The organism is Salinicoccus sp. RF5, assembly GCF_020786625.1.
GTDB lineage: Bacteria > Bacillota > Bacilli > Staphylococcales > Salinicoccaceae > Salinicoccus.
Window position 1 is genome coordinate 669,850 of the sequence record NZ_JAJGRC010000001.1, and the last position, 15,694, is coordinate 685,543.

17 protein-coding genes are annotated in these 15,694 nt (G+C 52.8%); 3 read left to right on the top strand and 14 right to left on the bottom strand.

The genetic code is table 11. The annotated features are described in order from the left end of the window. Nucleotides 1-114: 114 nt before the first annotated feature. The 6 genes from LLU09_RS03595 to LLU09_RS03620 form a co-directional block, all read right to left on the bottom strand. Complete coding sequence (locus tag LLU09_RS03595) at nt 115-729, bottom strand: sortase (RefSeq protein ID WP_228310492.1); 615 nt, start codon at nt 727-729, stop codon at nt 115-117. Beyond that, nucleotides 726-2,690 (bottom strand): ATP-dependent DNA helicase RecG, encoded by a 1,965-nt coding sequence (recG, locus tag LLU09_RS03600; protein ID WP_228310493.1) that lies wholly within the window; start codon nt 2,688-2,690, stop codon nt 726-728. The genes LLU09_RS03595 and recG overlap by 4 nt, the downstream gene beginning before the upstream one ends. An 8-nt stretch (nt 2,691-2,698) precedes the next feature. Next, nucleotides 2,699-3,571 carry an L-serine ammonia-lyase, iron-sulfur-dependent, subunit alpha gene (gene sdaAA / locus LLU09_RS03605; protein ID WP_040105664.1) on the bottom strand — a complete coding sequence of 291 codons (873 nt, stop codon included), beginning with the start codon at nt 3,569-3,571 and terminating at the stop codon, nt 2,699-2,701. A 10-nt stretch (nt 3,572-3,581) separates the two neighbouring features. Beyond that, nucleotides 3,582-4,247: an L-serine ammonia-lyase, iron-sulfur-dependent subunit beta gene (gene sdaAB, locus LLU09_RS03610; RefSeq protein WP_228310494.1), complete on the bottom strand. Its 666-nt coding sequence runs from the start codon at nt 4,245-4,247 to the stop codon at nt 3,582-3,584. 61 nt (nt 4,248-4,308) lie between these two features. Next, nucleotides 4,309-5,958 carry a DAK2 domain-containing protein gene (locus LLU09_RS03615; protein ID WP_228310495.1) on the bottom strand — a complete coding sequence of 550 codons (1,650 nt, stop codon included), beginning with the start codon at nt 5,956-5,958 and terminating at the stop codon, nt 4,309-4,311. Between the two features lie 21 nt (nt 5,959-5,979). Then, a complete protein-coding gene (locus LLU09_RS03620) occupies nt 5,980-6,348 on the bottom strand; it encodes an Asp23/Gls24 family envelope stress response protein (RefSeq protein ID WP_228310496.1) in 369 nt (122 codons plus the stop codon). A 193-nt stretch (nt 6,349-6,541) separates the two neighbouring features. On the opposite strand from LLU09_RS03620, the gene rpmB reads away from it, so the two are divergent. Next, nucleotides 6,542-6,730, top strand: a complete 189-nt coding sequence (gene rpmB / locus LLU09_RS03625; RefSeq protein WP_228310497.1) for a 50S ribosomal protein L28 — start codon at nt 6,542-6,544, stop codon at nt 6,728-6,730. 45 nt (nt 6,731-6,775) lie between these two features. Here the strand turns inward: rpmB and LLU09_RS03630 are convergent, their stop codons facing one another. Genes LLU09_RS03630 through rsgA form a run of 4 tightly spaced genes read right to left on the bottom strand, consistent with a single transcriptional unit; the run spans nt 6,776 to nt 9,628 of the window. Further along, complete coding sequence (locus LLU09_RS03630) at nt 6,776-7,477, bottom strand: DUF554 domain-containing protein (RefSeq protein WP_228310498.1); 702 nt, start codon at nt 7,475-7,477, stop codon at nt 6,776-6,778. 15 nt (nt 7,478-7,492) lie between these two features. Next, nucleotides 7,493-8,119, bottom strand: coding sequence for a thiamine diphosphokinase (locus LLU09_RS03635; protein ID WP_228310499.1), 627 nt, complete (start codon nt 8,117-8,119; stop codon nt 7,493-7,495). Beyond that, nucleotides 8,116-8,760 carry a ribulose-phosphate 3-epimerase gene (gene rpe, locus LLU09_RS03640; protein ID WP_228310500.1) on the bottom strand — a complete coding sequence of 215 codons (645 nt, stop codon included), beginning with the start codon at nt 8,758-8,760 and terminating at the stop codon, nt 8,116-8,118. Before rpe ends, LLU09_RS03635 begins: the two co-directional genes overlap by 4 nt. A gap of 1 nt (nt 8,761) precedes the next feature. Continuing rightward, nucleotides 8,762-9,628: a ribosome small subunit-dependent GTPase A gene (gene rsgA, locus LLU09_RS03645; protein ID WP_228310501.1), complete on the bottom strand. Its 867-nt coding sequence runs from the start codon at nt 9,626-9,628 to the stop codon at nt 8,762-8,764. A gap of 89 nt (nt 9,629-9,717) precedes the next feature. Between rsgA and LLU09_RS03650 the strand changes: the two genes are divergently transcribed. Then, the gene (locus LLU09_RS03650; protein WP_228310502.1) at nt 9,718-10,023 is read left to right on the top strand and encodes a rhodanese-like domain-containing protein; all 306 of its coding nucleotides are present in this window, start codon (nt 9,718-9,720) and stop codon (nt 10,021-10,023) included. 33 nt (nt 10,024-10,056) lie between these two features. On the opposite strand, the gene LLU09_RS03655 is transcribed toward LLU09_RS03650, so the two are convergent. Next, nucleotides 10,057-10,749 (bottom strand): sirohydrochlorin chelatase, encoded by a 693-nt coding sequence (locus LLU09_RS03655; RefSeq protein WP_228310503.1) that lies wholly within the window; start codon nt 10,747-10,749, stop codon nt 10,057-10,059. A gap of 95 nt (nt 10,750-10,844) precedes the next feature. Here LLU09_RS03655 and LLU09_RS03660 point away from each other — a divergent pair, with 95 nt between their 5' ends. Beyond that, complete coding sequence (locus LLU09_RS03660) at nt 10,845-11,618, top strand: hypothetical protein (protein ID WP_228310504.1); 774 nt, start codon at nt 10,845-10,847, stop codon at nt 11,616-11,618. A 56-nt stretch (nt 11,619-11,674) separates the two neighbouring features. Here the strand turns inward: LLU09_RS03660 and LLU09_RS03665 are convergent, their stop codons facing one another. The 3 genes from LLU09_RS03665 to LLU09_RS03675 all read right to left on the bottom strand — a co-directional run bounded on the left by LLU09_RS03665 (nt 11,675) and on the right by LLU09_RS03675 (nt 15,692). Beyond that, complete coding sequence (locus LLU09_RS03665; protein WP_228310505.1) at nt 11,675-12,946, bottom strand: cytochrome P450; 1,272 nt, start codon at nt 12,944-12,946, stop codon at nt 11,675-11,677. A 65-nt stretch (nt 12,947-13,011) separates the two neighbouring features. Further along, the gene (gene pknB / locus LLU09_RS03670; RefSeq protein WP_228310506.1) at nt 13,012-14,949 is read right to left on the bottom strand and encodes a Stk1 family PASTA domain-containing Ser/Thr kinase; all 1,938 of its coding nucleotides are present in this window, start codon (nt 14,947-14,949) and stop codon (nt 13,012-13,014) included. Beyond that, the gene (locus LLU09_RS03675; RefSeq protein ID WP_228310507.1) at nt 14,946-15,692 is read right to left on the bottom strand and encodes a Stp1/IreP family PP2C-type Ser/Thr phosphatase; all 747 of its coding nucleotides are present in this window, start codon (nt 15,690-15,692) and stop codon (nt 14,946-14,948) included. The genes pknB and LLU09_RS03675 overlap by 4 nt, the downstream gene beginning before the upstream one ends. Between the last annotated feature and the right edge of the window lie 2 nt (nt 15,693-15,694).

Sequence of the window (15,694 nt, forward strand, 5' to 3'; positions counted from 1 at the left end):
ATTTAGTAGTTGGTACTAACATCAGTATATATAACTGCTTTGGCGATTTCAAACACTTTGTCGCATATCATGCCAAAAAATGGCGCAGCACCCGAAGGGTCATGCGCCGTCATGCTATTCGATTATCGTCGCCTTCACAATCAGACGCTTTTCAAAAAGCAGCGTTTCTGGATTGTAGTCTTCGCATGTGATCAGCGTCAGCTGCTGGGGGTGGTCCGCCTTCTGGTCCATCACTTCGACTTGTGAGGGATCCACTTCGAACATGTCGGTGATTTCGTAACTGCGCGCTCCATCCATGGTTTCAAACTCCACGACATCTCCAACTTCAGCCCGGTCAAGATGGTTGAAGCGTATGCCCGCGCCTTCGACCCTGTGGCCCGCGATCGGAATGTTCTGCATATCCACATGATCGGTACCGTCGACGAACGACAGTCCGCTCTTCAGCTTCTCTTCAGTCACCGGTCCCGAAAACACCGGCTCCTCTATGTCGGCGGAGGCGATCCTGAGGATTCCTGCCACACCTTCCATGTCATACGATGCACTCTGGTCCACGCCTGTGACGACGGATTCCAGCCTGTTCACCTCGACTGGTCTGCTGTCATCATGATAGGCGCTGATTATCCGGTCATTCAACCGGTCGATGAAGATTTCCCGGATATCCTGCCAGAAGAACAGCAGGATTCCTGCTGCAATCAGCAGGCCTCCGGAGATCCTCAGGACATGTCTCATCGGTCACCCTCCATTTTTGCACTGTATTCTATCGCGCTCATCCTGGCATGCTCAAGCACCCGGTAATCTTCGGCCAGATCCGCTACCTTGAATTGCGGAAGCCCGCTCTGGCGGACGCCGAAGTAATCTCCGGGACCACGCATTTCAAGATCCCGTTCGCTCAGTTCGAAGCCATCCGTCGTACTCGTCATGATGTCCATACGGAGTTTTGCATTCTCGGTCTTCGGGTCGCTGATCAGGACGCAGTAGCTCTGCTTGTCGCTCCGACCGACCCTCCCTCTCAGCTGATGGAGTGTCGAGAGGCCGAAGCGCTCGGCATTGAATATGACCATGAATGTGGCATTCGGCACATTGATGCCCACTTCTATGACCGTCGTCGATACGAGCACAGGCTTCTCATGCGATTCGAACCGGCGCATGCCGGCTTCCTTCTCATCGGGCTTCATGCGCCCATGTACCAGTTCGACATTCTCCTCCCCGAAGCGGTCGGTGAACATCTGGAAGATCTCCTGGACATTCTTCAGGTCGAGCGTCTCCGACTCCTCTATCAGCGGTGCCACGATGTAGGCATTGTGCCCTTTCTTCATTTCGGCCTCCAGTGCATCGAGCACTTCATCCGTCTCCTCGAAGCGGCGCCAGTATGTCTCCACCGGTTTACGCCCCTTCGGCATCTCCTTGATGATGGAAATGTCCATGTCCCCGAATGTGGTGATGGAAAGGGTCCGGGGGATCGGCGTCGCGGTCATGTAGAGTACATTCTTCCTGTACGCCCGGTCGTTCAGGCGCTTCCGCTGGTTGACGCCGAAGCGGTGCTGTTCGTCCGTGATGATGAGGGATAGCCGGTTGAAGGCGACATCGTCCTCGATCAGCGCATGGGTTCCGATGACCAGGTCGATCTCCCCCGACCGGAGCGCTGCAAGTATGCCGGCCTTCTCCTTCTTCGATGTGTTGCCGGTCAATTTGGCAATGTTCAGGAGCCCGTCGAATATTTCCAGGAAGGACTGGAAGTGCTGGTTGGCCAGCACCTCAGTCGGCACCATGAGTGCCGTCTGTTCACCTATCGTCTTCACCGCATAGCTTGCGATTCCGGCAACGATCGTCTTGCCGCTGCCGACATCCCCCTGCAGGAGACGATGCATGGAAACATTCTGCTTGAGGTCCCGGCATATCTCATTCACACTCCGCTTCTGATCGTCCGTCAGTTCGAACGGCAGCGTGTCGATGAAAGTGCGGAGTGCACCGACATCATAGTCCACGATATACCGTTCATTCCTTACACGCTCACGCCTGCGCTTCTCCATCAGCTGGAGCTGGAAGATGAAAAGCTCATAGAACTTGATCGTCCGGCGCGCCTCATTGATGTCATGGGGATTCCCTGGAAAATGGAGCCTCCAGAGTGCCTCGCGTATCGACAGCAGGCGGTATTTCCTCTTCAGGTCCTCGGGTAGGTCATAATTGAAGATGGCGTTCTCGAACACCTGGGCCACAAGCTTGCTGAACGTCTTGGAATGCATGACGCCGCCGAGGGTATACTTCACCCGGTAACCGCCCGAATCGTCATAGATGAGCCGCTGGGCATTGATTTCAAGCTTATGCCGTTGGAACTTTCCTGAAACCTTGGCCGTCTCCCCCACCTTCAGCTTATCCTTCAGATAGGGCTGATTGAAGAAGACAACCTTGACGTACATGCCGTTGATCTCCATGAAGACCGTCAGGCGGTTCTTCCCGCCCCTGAAGTAGGCGAGTGCCGGTTCCGTCTGGACGGTCCCGGCCACTGTGACCTTATCATTGTGGGCAGCTTCCCTGAGATCCATGACGGTCAGATTTTCATGTCCGCTCGGTAGGGTGAATACGACATCGTTCACATCCTTGATGTCCAGCTCAAGGAGCTTATCCCGCAGCTTCGGGCCGACTCCCTTCAAATCTTCGATGGGGGTCGGCGGTGTGATCACCTGATACATGACGGGCATTACTGTTCACCGAACAGCTCGGCCTTGATGCGCTCCCCTGTCGGTGTGCCGGCAAGTCCGCCGCGTCCGGTCTCCCTGAGTGCAGAAGGCATCGTCAGACCGATCTTGTACATCGCCTCGACCACTTCGTCTGCAGGAATCCTGGATTCGATGCCGGCCAGTGCCATGTCTGCCGCCGTCAGCGCATTGCTCGCACCGGCCGCATTCCTTTTTACACATGGCACTTCCACAAGTCCCGCCACAGGGTCACAGACGAGCCCGAGCATATTCTTGAGGGCGATCGCAAAGCCGTGGGCACTCATTTCCGGCGTACCTCCGGCCATCTCGACCAGGGCCGCAGCAGCCATTGCGCTCGCGCTTCCGACTTCTGCCTGGCATCCGCCGGCTGCACCGGAAATGCTTGCATTATTCGCCACGACAAAACCGAAGGCGCCTGAAGTGAAGAGGAACTTCACCATCTCTTCACGGGAGATGTCATGCTTTTCGCGCATTGCGAACAGGACGCCGGGTACGACGCCTGCCGACCCCGCAGTCGGTGTTGCACATATTTTCCCCATCGCTGCGTTTACTTCGTTCGTACTGACTGCATGGGCGATTGCGTACAGGGTCAGTTCACCGCTCAGTCCTTTGCCGCTGTCGATGTATTTCTTCATCTTGACGGCATCCATGCCAGTCAGTCCGGTGGTGCTCTCCACCCCGCCGATACCTTCTTCAACGGCGGATTCCATGACTTCGAGGTTCCGCTCCATGTCCTTGTAGATATCGAGGTAGGATCTGCCTGTAACCGCCACTTCCTGTTCGATCATCACATCTGAAATCGCCTTGTCCTCTGCTGCCGCCTTCTCTATCAGTTCCTGAATACTCTTAAACATGTTTGACCCCCTAGCTTTCCTTCATTTCGATTACTCTGTCCACACCATCTGCCGCGCGCACTTCCTCTATCACTGCCTCGTCGATTGCCTCATCGAGCTCTATCGTCATCAGGGCAATGTCGCCCTTCTCCTTACGGGCCACATTCATCTGACTGACGTTGATCTCATTGTTTCCGAGTATGGTCGTCACCCTGGCGATCGTACCGAATGTATCCTTGTGGAATACAAGAAGCGCGGGATAGTTTCCGGATAGGGCAATCGGATAGTCGTTGATGCTGACTACTTCGATCTTGCCGCCACCGATTGAAATGCCTTCGACCGTCAACTGTTCTCTGCCCTTCACCAGATGCAGGAGTGCAGTGTTCGGATGGGAGCGCTCCTCCTCCATTTCTATGAACTGGTACTGCATGGAGGCCTCCTTCGCAAGTGCTTCTGCAGTGATGATCCTGTCGTCATCCGTGTCGAAGCCGAGCAGGCCTCCGACGAGTGCTACATCTGTCCCGTGCCCTTTGTATGTATCTTTGAAGGATCCATACAGATATATGTCCACATGGTCCGGCTGTCCGCCGAACAGGCTGCGTGCAAGCAGTCCGATCCTTGCCGCCCCTGCCGTATGTGAAGAGGAAGGGCCGACCATCACCGGTCCGATGATATCGAATACACTTTTATACTTCATACAATCGCCTCCAATTTTAGAAAGACCCCACCGGCACATTCGGCCGATGAGGTCCCTATGACTATTCTACAGATAGTAGATAACTATACACCGGCTGCTGTCCCTCATGAACTTCAAATTCAACTTCATCATATGCCGGTTCGATTGATGAGATGATGCGCTCCACTTCCTCAGCGTCGCCTTCCTCACCAATCAATACAGTCACGATTTCAGATTCCTCATCCAGCATTGATTCTATCAGTTGCTTCAATGTTGCCTCGCGGGAATCGTCCGCTCCGATTATTTTACCATCTTTGATGCCCATATGCTGGTTTTTCTTTATTTCAATGCTGTCTATCTTCGTATCCCGCACCGCATATGTGACCTGGCCGGTCCTTACATGCTCGAGGGAGGCTTCCATCGCCTCTTTGACCTGACCGAGTGCTTCATCCGGAGAATATACGAGCAGGCTCGACAATCCTTCCGGTATGGAACGCGTCGGAATGACCACAGCCGGGATGTCAAGCATATCCCGGGCCTGCTCAGCCGCCATGATGATGTTCTTGTTGTTCGGCAGGATGATCACCTGCTTCACATCTTCACCTTCAATGGTGCGGAGTATATCCTCCGTCGATGGATTCATCGTCTGTCCTCCATTGATGATGTGCGTTGCACCGATGCTCCTGAAGAGTTCATTGATGCCTGCACCGGATGAGACGGTGATGATGGCGGTGTCATAGGATTGCTTTTCCTGCTGTCCACCTGCAGATGCATCCTTCTTCTCCTGTATTTCCCTGAACTGTTCACGCATGTTCTCGATCTTCATCTTGATCAGTTCACCATACGTCGAACCGTATGTCATCGCTTCCCCGGGAGTCTCGGTATGCACATGCACTTTGGCGATCTCATCGTCCGAGATGACCAGGAGGGAGTCCCCGAATGCGCTCATGTCCTGACGGAAGGCATCTTCGTCGAATTCCCGCTTGTCCCCTTCAAGGCGTACCATGAATTCTGTACAGAAGCCGTACTCGATGTCTTCTGCCGACATGAATTCATCGAATTCATGGGCATCATTGACGAAGGTATCCGTTCCGGCCGGCTTGGCTGCTGTTTCAAGCGCTTCGCCCTTCAATGCGGAAAGGAATCCCTTATAGACATAGACGAGTCCCTGACCGCCTGAATCGACCACGCCGACCTCCTTTAGCACAGGAAGCAGATCCGGCGTCCGCTCAAGGGAGGCTTCCGCCTCTTCGATGACCGCTTCCATGATGGAGATGATGGAAGTTTCGTTTCCGGCAGCTTGCCGAGCCCGCTCTGCAGAATCCTTGGCCACTGTCAGTATCGTTCCTTCGACGGGTTTCATCACTGCCTTGTAGGCCGTCTTCACTCCGGCCTCAAAGGCAGAGGAGAATTCTTCCGCACCGATTTCATCCTGTTCTTCGATTGCTTTGGAGAATCCCCTGAAAAGCTGGGAGAGTATGACGCCCGAATTGCCGCGCGCGCCCATCAACAGGCCTTTTGAGAAATGCCTGCCCACCGTACCGATGTGCGCGTCCTCCCTGCCTTCGACTTCATTTGCCCCTGAAGTCATGGAAAGGTTCATGTTCGTGCCCGTGTCACCATCAGGGACAGGGAAGACATTCAATGAATCCACATATTCAGCATGCTGCCGAAGGTTTTCGGCCCCGCTTAAAATCATATTCCTAAACATTTTTCCATCTATCTTATCCATCGCTTAGTAAATCCTCCCTGATCAGTCCTCGGTATTGATGATTCTGACCCCTTGGACATGTATGTTTACAGATTTTATGTTGAGTCCAAGTGTCTTTTCCAGTTTGTATTTCACAGTTGATTGCAGATTCGTCGCCACTTCTGATATCTTTATTCCATAGCCGACGATGATATAAAGGTCGATATCGATATTGCCCTCATTGTTTTCGACGATGACGCCACGTGCATAGTTCTCCTTGCCGAGCAGTTCGGCAAAGCCGTCCCGTACTTGATGCTTTGAGGCCATGCCGACCACACCGTAGCTTTCCGCCACGGCACCACCGGCGATATTTGCGATGACATCCATCGCGATATCGATGCTTCCCAATTCATTTTTAATTTCAAGAGCCATTATTTTTCCCCCTGACACATCATTTTATTATAAGCAGAAACTACATATAAATACAAGTGTATTCAATCAGTCATAATGCAGTTCACGTCGAAAACCGCTTGTAAATTTTTTTCTTATCATGTATTATATTATAGTATGCAATTAAACCTACAATCAATGTTTATGGTAATATTTATAAAAGGGAGATGACAACATGGCTAAAGAATGCTTTTTCACTGGTCGCAAAGCGGCTTCAGGCAACAACCGTTCACACGCGATGAATGCTAACAAAAGAAAATTCGGTGCGAACCTCCAGAAAGTAAGAGTAATGGTTAACGGCAAACCGCAAAAAGTTTGGGTTTCAGCACGTGCCCTCAAATCGGGCAAAGTTGAACGCGTCTAATCACCATTAACCAAAAAACCATCCGACCCTGTCGGATGGTTTTTTTTAGAATATATTGAGCAGATAGACCATGATCATTGCTGTGAAGATGGCAGGGATCATGTTCCCTACACGCATGTGCGTCACATTCAGCATATTGAGGCCGATGGCGAGCAGGATGACCCCGCCGGTGCTCGTCACCTGATCGATCATCTCATCGAGTATGAATTCCGGAATGACACGCGCAATCTGCTGTGCAGAAAGGATGATGCCTGATTCATAGAGGAATGTCGGCACACCTGAAATGATGACACCAAGACCATATGTAGTGGTCATCACGATCGCAATGAAGAAATCCATGATCGCTTTGGTGAACAGCACTTCGTTCGATCCCCTCAGTCCGGCATCAAGTCCACCTACAATAGCCATGGCGCCCACGATGAAGACGAGCGTCCCTGAAACGAAGCCCTGGGAGAGATTACCGGCATGCTTGTCGCCGAGCTTGAATTCCATCCAGTGCCCAAACCGGTTGAGCGCTTCCTCAAGCCGTATGGTCTCCCCGATGACGACCCCGACGATCAGGCTGAGCAGAGTGATGATGATGTCTTCGGTCTGCACTACCATCTGGATGCCGAGCGTCACGATGATGAGGCCCTGTATCTTCATGATCGAGTCCTTGATCGCATCCGGGATGAAGGTGAATACCAAGCCGAGCAGGCCGCCGATGATGATCGCCATGCCGTTGACAAATGCTCCTGTTAATATCATTCGACCCCCCCTTTTCTATTCATCTCTGGATTGTATCATAATTATCGGTGCATCTGTATGCACAGTTGCAGTTGCACCGAGAAATTCATTGCTGATGGTCAGCGTCGCCCCGAGTTTCAGACGCTCCTTTTCAAGATTGTACTCAAACCCTTCAAGCGTCAATGAAGTCCCTTCCACAAAGGGAATGAATGATGCATACCGCATCGTTTCCACCTTTTCGACCTCATGTGTACCGGCATCAAGACGCCGCATGACGTTCTGCGCATCGATGAGCGTAATGTCGATGCCGTCGAAAGCACCGTGCATCAGCAGGAAGATGTTGCCGAGGGTATGATCCAGCCGCCCCCCGATTGCACCATAGACATCTATCGACTGGCAGCCCCGCTCGACAAGGTCCTTCAGGCACATCTCAAGATCCGTATCATCCTTCCGGGAAGGGACGGGCGCCACTTCCATATACCGGTTTATGAATGCCCATTCCGACGCGTCCACCGAGTCGAAGTCCCCATACGTGAAATCGGGGACGATGCCTTCCTTGAGCAGCAGGTAGACGCCGCGGTCCACCCCGGCCCAGCTTTCATCCCGCCTTTCGTCCGGAAAGCCCGTGCCGTCCTCCCGGATCAGGACATTGATGTGCTTCACTGCTTCATCTTCCTGACCGCTTCCTGCCACTCCTGTGCTTTGAACAGGTGGGATCCGCTGACGAGAAGGTCCGCTCCCGCTTCCCTGCAGCGTTCTGCCGTCTCCTGGTTGATGCCGCCGTCCACTTCGATTTCATACCCGTATCCATTCTCTCGCCGCACCACATCCAGTTCCCCGACCTTGTCCAGACAAGTATCGATGAACTTCTGGCCCCCGAATCCCGGATTGACCGTCATGATCAGTATGAAGTCGATTTCAGGCAGCAGATGCCGTATATGTTCGATCGGGGTGTGGGGATTCAGCGCAATCCCCGCCTTCATGCCGCTCTGCTGGATGCGCTGCATCAGCCTGTGCGGATGGTTGGTCGCTTCTATATGGAAGGACACCATGTCGATACCGAGCCCGCTGAATTCATCGATGAACTGTTCGGGATCGAGTGTCATAAGGTGCACATCGAGCGGGATGGAAGCAGCCCGGCTGATTGCTTCTACGACCGGCATCCCATAGGAGATGTTCGGCACGAACTGTCCATCCATGATGTCCAGATGGAAGATGTCCGCTCCTGCGGCCTCCATCGCCCCTATCTCGTGTCCCAGTTTTGTAAAATCACTCGCTAGCAGTGATGGAAGTACTTTTGTCATATCAATATCTCGCCTTTCTGTTTTCGATTTCCTGATAGATGGCCAGGTAGCTGTCATAGCGTCTGGCTGCAAGTTCCTCTTCAGCCACAGCCTGCTTCACCCCGCATTTTGGTTCATTGATGTGCTGGCACTCCCTGAATTTGCATGATGCACTGAATCTGTTGAAGTCCGGGAAGCAGAACTTCAGGTTGTATTTGTCGAGTTCAGTGAATTCTATCGTACTGAACCCCGGTGTATCTGCAATCAGTCCGCCTCCGACCTCAACAAGCTCGACGTGCCGTGTCGTATGCTTGCCCCGGTTCAGTGCATTCGATATTTCTGCCGTATTCAGTTCAAGGTCCGGAACGAGGGTGTTCAGCAGCGTCGATTTTCCGACGCCCGACTGACCTGCCAGGACGCTGATCCTGTCCCTGAATATTTCCTGGAGATCTTCGTTGATATGATCCCGGTCGGTAAAATGGATATCATATATGGGCTTGTAGACCGCCTCGATCTCACTCAGGGCTGCCCCGTCCTCCAGCAGGTCCGTCTTCGTGATGACGATGACCGGCTCGATGTCATGCGCTTCGGCATAGGCAAGGAAGCGATCCAGAAGATAGTAGCTGAACTCCGGGGACTTCATGCTCATCGTAATCAGCACCTGGTCGATATTGGCGACCGGCGGACGCATAAGTGCATTTTTACGTTCATGTATCTCCCCGATATATCCTTCATCCTCATTTTCAACCTGGAAGGTGACGATATCCCCCACCAATGGTGATTCCTTCGTTTTCCTGAAGAGCCCGCGGGCTCGTGTTTTATAGATCGCACCTTCGGACTTCACATAGTAGAAGCCGCTGAGCGCTTTTATAATCCTACCTTTTAGCATACCTCACCCCGAAATAGTTTTTCTCCATTATAACAGTTACCCTCTTTATGATAAAATATGACTATCACTTTCACTAAGGAGGAATCATTGTGGCAGAATCAATTGAGGCAAATGATGTACAAAACGTTACGCAGGATGAAAACAATGTGCTCATCGATGTAAGGGAACGTGATGAACTGGAGGAGACGGGCTTCGTACCCGGCGCCGAGCATTATCCGATGTCCAGCATCGACAGCGCCCTCCCAAGCCTTGATAAGGACAAGAAGTACTATGTAATGTGCCGCTCCGGCAAAAGGAGTGCACAGGTGCAGAACTACCTCCTCGACAACGGCTACGATGCAGTGAACGTGGAAGGCGGCATACTGGGCTATGACGGTCCGATCAACCACCTGTAGCATTAGAAAAGGGCGCCCCAGGGGCGCCCTTTTCTAGTGATTTTCCAGATGACCCATGATGATCTCCTTCAGTACAGGGTCGAAATTGACCGATGGTGTAAGGGTCATGGCCGACTCCGGCAGCACTTCAAGGAGCGCTTCCCTCATCTTCCCTGTCAGGAAGCCGTCCTCCAGGGCGATCGGGACGATGATGAAGTCATCTGACATGTCTAGCTGCCCGATCAGCCGATCTACAGCCAGGGCTCCATAGAGCGCAGCCGGATAGGTCAGCATGTCGATATCAAGCTGTGAAACCAGCCTTTCCAGTTCATCATCGGCTTCCGGATGGTCGGCATTGCCATGCGCCATCAAAATGACCGTCCCCCTGCTGCGTGGCGCCTCGGCCACCCGCCGCTCTACAAGGCGGGCCATATAGGGGTGTGTTCCCATTGGAGGCGCGAGTGTCCAGCTCATGTCTTCATATCTTTCTTCAATATGTCGAAGTGCTTCTGGTATGTCCCTGGAATAGTGCGAGGCGGAGAAGAAGAGGACCGGTATGATGTTGAATTTGCGCTCACCTTCTTCCGCCAGCCCGTCCACCACCCGGTACACGCTCCGTTCCGCACTTTCTATGAACGCCACGCTGTACTGTCCGTGTGGGGCCATCAGGGCATTCAGACGTTTTTCCAGCACTGCATTGCGCGCCTCCTTCTTTGAACCATGCATGACGATGACGTCGTGAGCCATTCTATCCCTCCTCAACTGAATTATAGCAGTTATCCTTTCATTTTCCATGCTGCAATTCCGTACATAGAGGGTATGGGACAGGGAGGTGATGCCGAGTGACAATTTCGAACCCCCTGCTCATATTCTTTCTGGGCATACTTGCGTACCTTGGTGCCAAGCTGATCGACTTCTTCATCGCAAAAGTATACGAGTACATGTGGAGTGCGCACGTCAAGGACTGGTTCGTACGCGGACTCAACAGCGGCAGTCGGGTGATCGCATGGATCGAAGCTTCCCCGCTCTTCAATTCCATCTTCCGCTCCATATTCATGAAGGATATAGAATACGGGGAATATGAAGGGAAGGAACGATACTTCAGTGTAAGGGACAAGGTGATCACAGAACTTGAGACGATGATGGAGCCCGGGCGCTACTACACCTTCAGCGAGCTGTTCGCCCTTTTGAAGCCGGTGATCCCCGAGCTGTTCGACGAATCGGACAAGAAGGACCGGACCGCCGTACTGGAAGGGGCCATCAAACAGTTGGAACTCGACCCCAAAACGCATTTCAGCCAGACCATCATCGAGAATAAACGGTATTTCCATATCCCCGGCAGCCAGGAAGGCGGCAGCCTGCAGCCGATCGTCGAAAAAGTGAGGCGGCATATCCCAAAAGTGATGGAGCCGGAAGAGGAATACACCTTCTCAGCACTGCTCGATGCACTGGCTGAGGCCGTCCCCGAACTGCATGATCCGGATCAGGACCGCCTACGTGTCGGCGTCCTGCAGAGTGTGATCAACCGCCTGGACCAGACGCCCATCCCCGGCTTTGAAGTGGCCGTGTCCTCAGACAGCACCAAACGCTTCAAATACACCGATCCCGGATCATGATCACACATAAAAAGCCCTTCCACAGCATTGCTGTGGAAGGGCTTCGTCTTGATGTCCTATTTGCGGTCGACCTTCTCCGCGACATTCTCGATGATGAATCCGCTCTTGATGTAGCCCGGGATGCTGTTGAGATCCACTGTAAGATCCTGTTCAGGCACATCGTAAGTGATTTTGCCGGCGAAGTATTTCATCGTCTCTTCCATGATGATGATGGTCATCCACTCACCTGCACAGCGGTGGTTGGTATAGTAGTCCCCGCCACCCTGCGGAATGAGGTCGAATGGACTGCCGTCCCAATCCAGGAAGCGTTCCGGATAGAATTCGTCTGCATTCTCGAATACATCGTCCCGGTGCATCGTGCCGTAGATGTCCAGCACCAGCATCGTGTCCTTCTCGATGTCATGGCCGTCAAACTGGATATCCGTTTTGGCCTTTCCAGGGAGGAACGGAACAAATGGATAGAAACGTCTGACTTCCTGGGAGAACATATAGGCGTAATCCGGGTCATTATTGATCTTTTCTTTTGAAATTGGATGTTCGTGCATTGCAAGCAGACCGAATGACACGAAACGGTTGATTGCGATCAATGGACGGAATGTATTCATGAGGTCGATTGCACAGAGTCTGGAATCCATAGGATTGCCCTTGTAGTCTTCCCAATGGGCAAACTCGTAGAGTGCCGTCCCCTCCGGAGGGAATATTTTGCCTTTGCGCGTCTGGATGATCTGGTCTTCGAGCCAGTCCTCAACACGGCGGCGTGCGGCTACAGAGGCTTTATATCCTTTGTAGGCAGTACCCAGCCCTTTGAAGGAGTCGATCATGATGTCCATGTCAGTCGCGATTTCTTCGATTTTCTCTTCCGGGGCCTGTACACCCGCCCACTTGGTGCCGACTTTGGTCAACAGGATGATGGATTCCCTGTAGATGTTGATCTGGTCCATCTGTTCCATCCTGTGGGTATTCATGTACCAGTGATTGCGCGTCAGTTCCCTGAGATGCTTCAGGTTGCCTTCCGTCATGAGGGACATGAAGAGTGCCTTTCTGTCGACGTGCTTCTTTCCTGTCGTCGTATGGATGGCGCCTTTACCAAACAGTGTGTTCACCAGACGTTTTGGAAGCGTCCCTGAACGTTCTGTCTTGTCATTGTCATAAAATAGCTCGGCGGCCTTCTTACCGCTGATGACGATGGCGCGTTTTCCGCCAAGCACCCTTGTTTCAAAGATATTATCTGATCCAAGGCGCCGTCTCTGGTTCGTTGTATAGAGATAGCCCTCTTTCATGACTTTCAGAGTGTTATCGAGACCCTTGTGCTTCTTGATTGTGCTCATAAATTTTCCTCCAATTTCAGTATTCCTATCTCATTATATATAAATCATTGCAACTATGCCAACAATTACTCATATGGAATCTCTTCTTCACGCACGGTTTCCCCTTCGATTTCAATGCGGTAGGATGCCGTCCCGCCTTCCTGGATGATGAGATTCAGCGTATACTCGGTATCCTCTGTAATCTCGAGGGTATCAAACACCTCATCCATTGAATTGTCCTTGTCATCGACATAGATTTCGACAGTTTTTGCCTCGACTTCTTCTTCGCTGCCTTCACCTTCTGCCTCATCCCCATTCTCTTCCTCGGTCGGCTCTTCTTCGGCATCCGTTTCAGATTCATAGGGGATGGTGATCTCTTTGGCAAACTGCTTTTCGTCCGGCGGCTCTTCTCCTAGGGAGACGATCATACGGATTGTGGATCCCGGCACGAAGTTTCCGTAGCTCGGATCCTGGCTGATGACATGGCCGCTCTCCACTCCACCGCTGTAGGCCTCCTGTATCACTTCGACATTAAAGCCCTGTTCAGTGAGCTCGCTTTCTGCCGTCTCGTAGGGCTGGCCCGTATAGTCCAGTACCTCCACGGTTTCAAGCCCCTGGGAGACTTCAAGCCTCAGTGCTTCCACCGCCGGATCCACTTCATCCCCGGCCTCGATGGACTGCGATAGAACGGTCCCCGGCTCGGAATCATCATAAACTTCATCAATCTCCACAGAACTGAACCCGATGGCGTCGATTGTGCTTCTCACACTGTTGTATTGGTCACCGGTGAAATCCTCCATCACGTATGGCTCTTCACCCATGCTGACGGTGAAATCCACTGCAGTGCCCCTTTCGGCCTCGCTGCCGGATGCCGGGGCGGTCTCGATGATCCTCCCGGATTCAATGGTGCTGCTGTAGACTTCGGTGACGTCCCCCTGTACGAGCGCATTCTCCTCGAGCAGCGGGCCGGCCTCCTCCATCGTCATCTCCTGCATATCCGGCACTTCCGCCGTCCTATTGCTTTGCCACATCATGAACCCGGCTGCCAGCAGGGCTGCCATGACAAGAAACAGTGGAATCAACCACAGCAGTACGCGCCGCTTTTTCCTGCCAGGGGGCGCCTCATCATCTACTTCGGCCGGAGCGGCGGAGACCGCTGCGGTTTCGACCGTCTTTTCCCGGTCTTCCCGGACAGGGACCTTCCCTATGGGCCGGCCTTCCTTGAAATCATTCAAGTCGCGGAGGAGATCATCCACCTGGCGATATCGGTCATATGGATCCTTCCTGGTGCACCTGTAGACGATATTGGCAAGGTCTTCCGGGATCTGACGCTCTGATGAGATGTCTGGAAACGGTTCTGATATATGTTTCAGGGCGACCGACACAGGCGTCTCCCCGTCGAACGGCAGCGTGCCTGTCAATAGTTCATAGAGCACGATGCCGAATGAATATATATCGGTCCGTTCGTCCGTCTTCTGGCCTTTGGCCTGCTCCGGGGAGATGTACTGCACGGAGCCCATCACCTGGTTGGTTTCCGTCATTTTGGTATCGCTGAGTGCCTTGGCGATGCCGAAATCGGTGATTTTAATCTGCTGCGCTTCATTCATCAGTATGTTCTGGGGTTTGATGTCCCTGTGTATGATGCCGGCATTGTGTGCATGCCTCATCCCCCTAAGGGTCATTTCACTGATCCTGATGGCTTCCGGGATTTCAACCGGGTGGTTGTCCCGGATGAATTCCTTGAGTGTCGGGCCATGGACGACTTCAGTCACGAGCAGATGGTATTCCTCCGATTCGTCGACATCCAGCACACTGACGATATTCGGATGGGCGAGGTGGATGGTGCTTTCCACTTCCCGCTGAAAACGCGCCTTCGATTTTTCACGGTTATGGTGGTCCACTTTGATCAGCTTGACGACCACTTCCCGATCGAGGATGATGTCCCGGGCCAGATAGACGGAGCTCATTCCGCCGCCCAGATACTTCATCACTTCGTAGCGATCAGAGACGATCCGGCCGATCACTCCCCTTCACTCGCCTTCAGATCAGCAAGCACCAGACTGATGTTGTCGGTGGATCCGCTCTTCAACGCCTGATCCACAAGCTGGGATGCCTTTTCTTCAAGCGACCTCCCGCCCCGGGTGATGATGGCGTGCAGTTCACTGTCGTCGGGATCGTCCGTCAGTCCGTCGGAGGCAAGCAGAAGGTAGTCATACTGCCTGTTCCTCAGTCTGAAGACATCCGCCTGGATCAGACGGTCCGTGCCCATCGCCTTTGTAATGATGTTGCGCTTCGGGTGCACTTTGGCCTCCGCTTCTGTGATTTCCCCTGCGTCGACCAGCATATTGACGAAGGAATGATCCTTCGTCACCTGTTCCATCGTCCGGTCATTCATGGCATAGGCTCTGGAGTCTCCGACGTTGAGTATGATGATCGTCTCTTCGATCACAGCAGCCAGCACAAGCGTCGTGCCCATGCCCTGGTATTCCGGTTTTTCCTGTTGGTAGTCGAACATCCGCCTGTTGACGTCCATTACCAGACGGCGCAGAAATTCCACGCCATCTTCAACATTCAGCAGGTTTTCATTTTCCCAAGCGGCCCCAACTTCATCATGTACAAACCGGCTCGCCACATCCCCGTACCGGTGGCCGCCCATGCCATCCGATACGAGCATCAGCATCTGCCCCGTGCCATTTTTGAATATACCTGTAACATCTTCGTTGAGATCCCTGTAATCCCCCCGAATACTCCGATCGATGACTTTCAAGA

Coding starts and splice junctions, on each gene's coding strand:
- LLU09_RS03595 (WP_228310492.1), bottom strand. CDS start 729: ATGAGACATGTCCTGAGGATCTCCGGAGGCCTGCTGATTGCAGCAGGA.
- recG (WP_228310493.1), bottom strand. CDS start 2,690: ATGTATCAGGTGATCACACCGCCGACCCCCATCGAAGATTTGAAGGGA.
- sdaAA (WP_040105664.1), bottom strand. CDS start 3,571: ATGTTTAAGAGTATTCAGGAACTGATAGAGAAGGCGGCAGCAGAGGAC.
- sdaAB (WP_228310494.1), bottom strand. CDS start 4,247: ATGAAGTATAAAAGTGTATTCGATATCATCGGACCGGTGATGGTCGGC.
- LLU09_RS03615 (WP_228310495.1), bottom strand. CDS start 5,958: ATGGATAAGATAGATGGAAAAATGTTTAGGAATATGATTTTAAGCGGG.
- LLU09_RS03620 (WP_228310496.1), bottom strand. CDS start 6,348: ATGGCTCTTGAAATTAAAAATGAATTGGGAAGCATCGATATCGCGATG.
- rpmB (WP_228310497.1), top strand. CDS start 6,542: ATGGCTAAAGAATGCTTTTTCACTGGTCGCAAAGCGGCTTCAGGCAAC.
- LLU09_RS03630 (WP_228310498.1), bottom strand. CDS start 7,477: ATGATATTAACAGGAGCATTTGTCAACGGCATGGCGATCATCATCGGC.
- rpe (WP_228310500.1), bottom strand. CDS start 8,760: ATGACAAAAGTACTTCCATCACTGCTAGCGAGTGATTTTACAAAACTG.
- rsgA (WP_228310501.1), bottom strand. CDS start 9,628: ATGCTAAAAGGTAGGATTATAAAAGCGCTCAGCGGCTTCTACTATGTG.
- LLU09_RS03655 (WP_228310503.1), bottom strand. CDS start 10,749: ATGGCTCACGACGTCATCGTCATGCATGGTTCAAAGAAGGAGGCGCGC.
- LLU09_RS03665 (WP_228310505.1), bottom strand. CDS start 12,946: ATGAGCACAATCAAGAAGCACAAGGGTCTCGATAACACTCTGAAAGTC.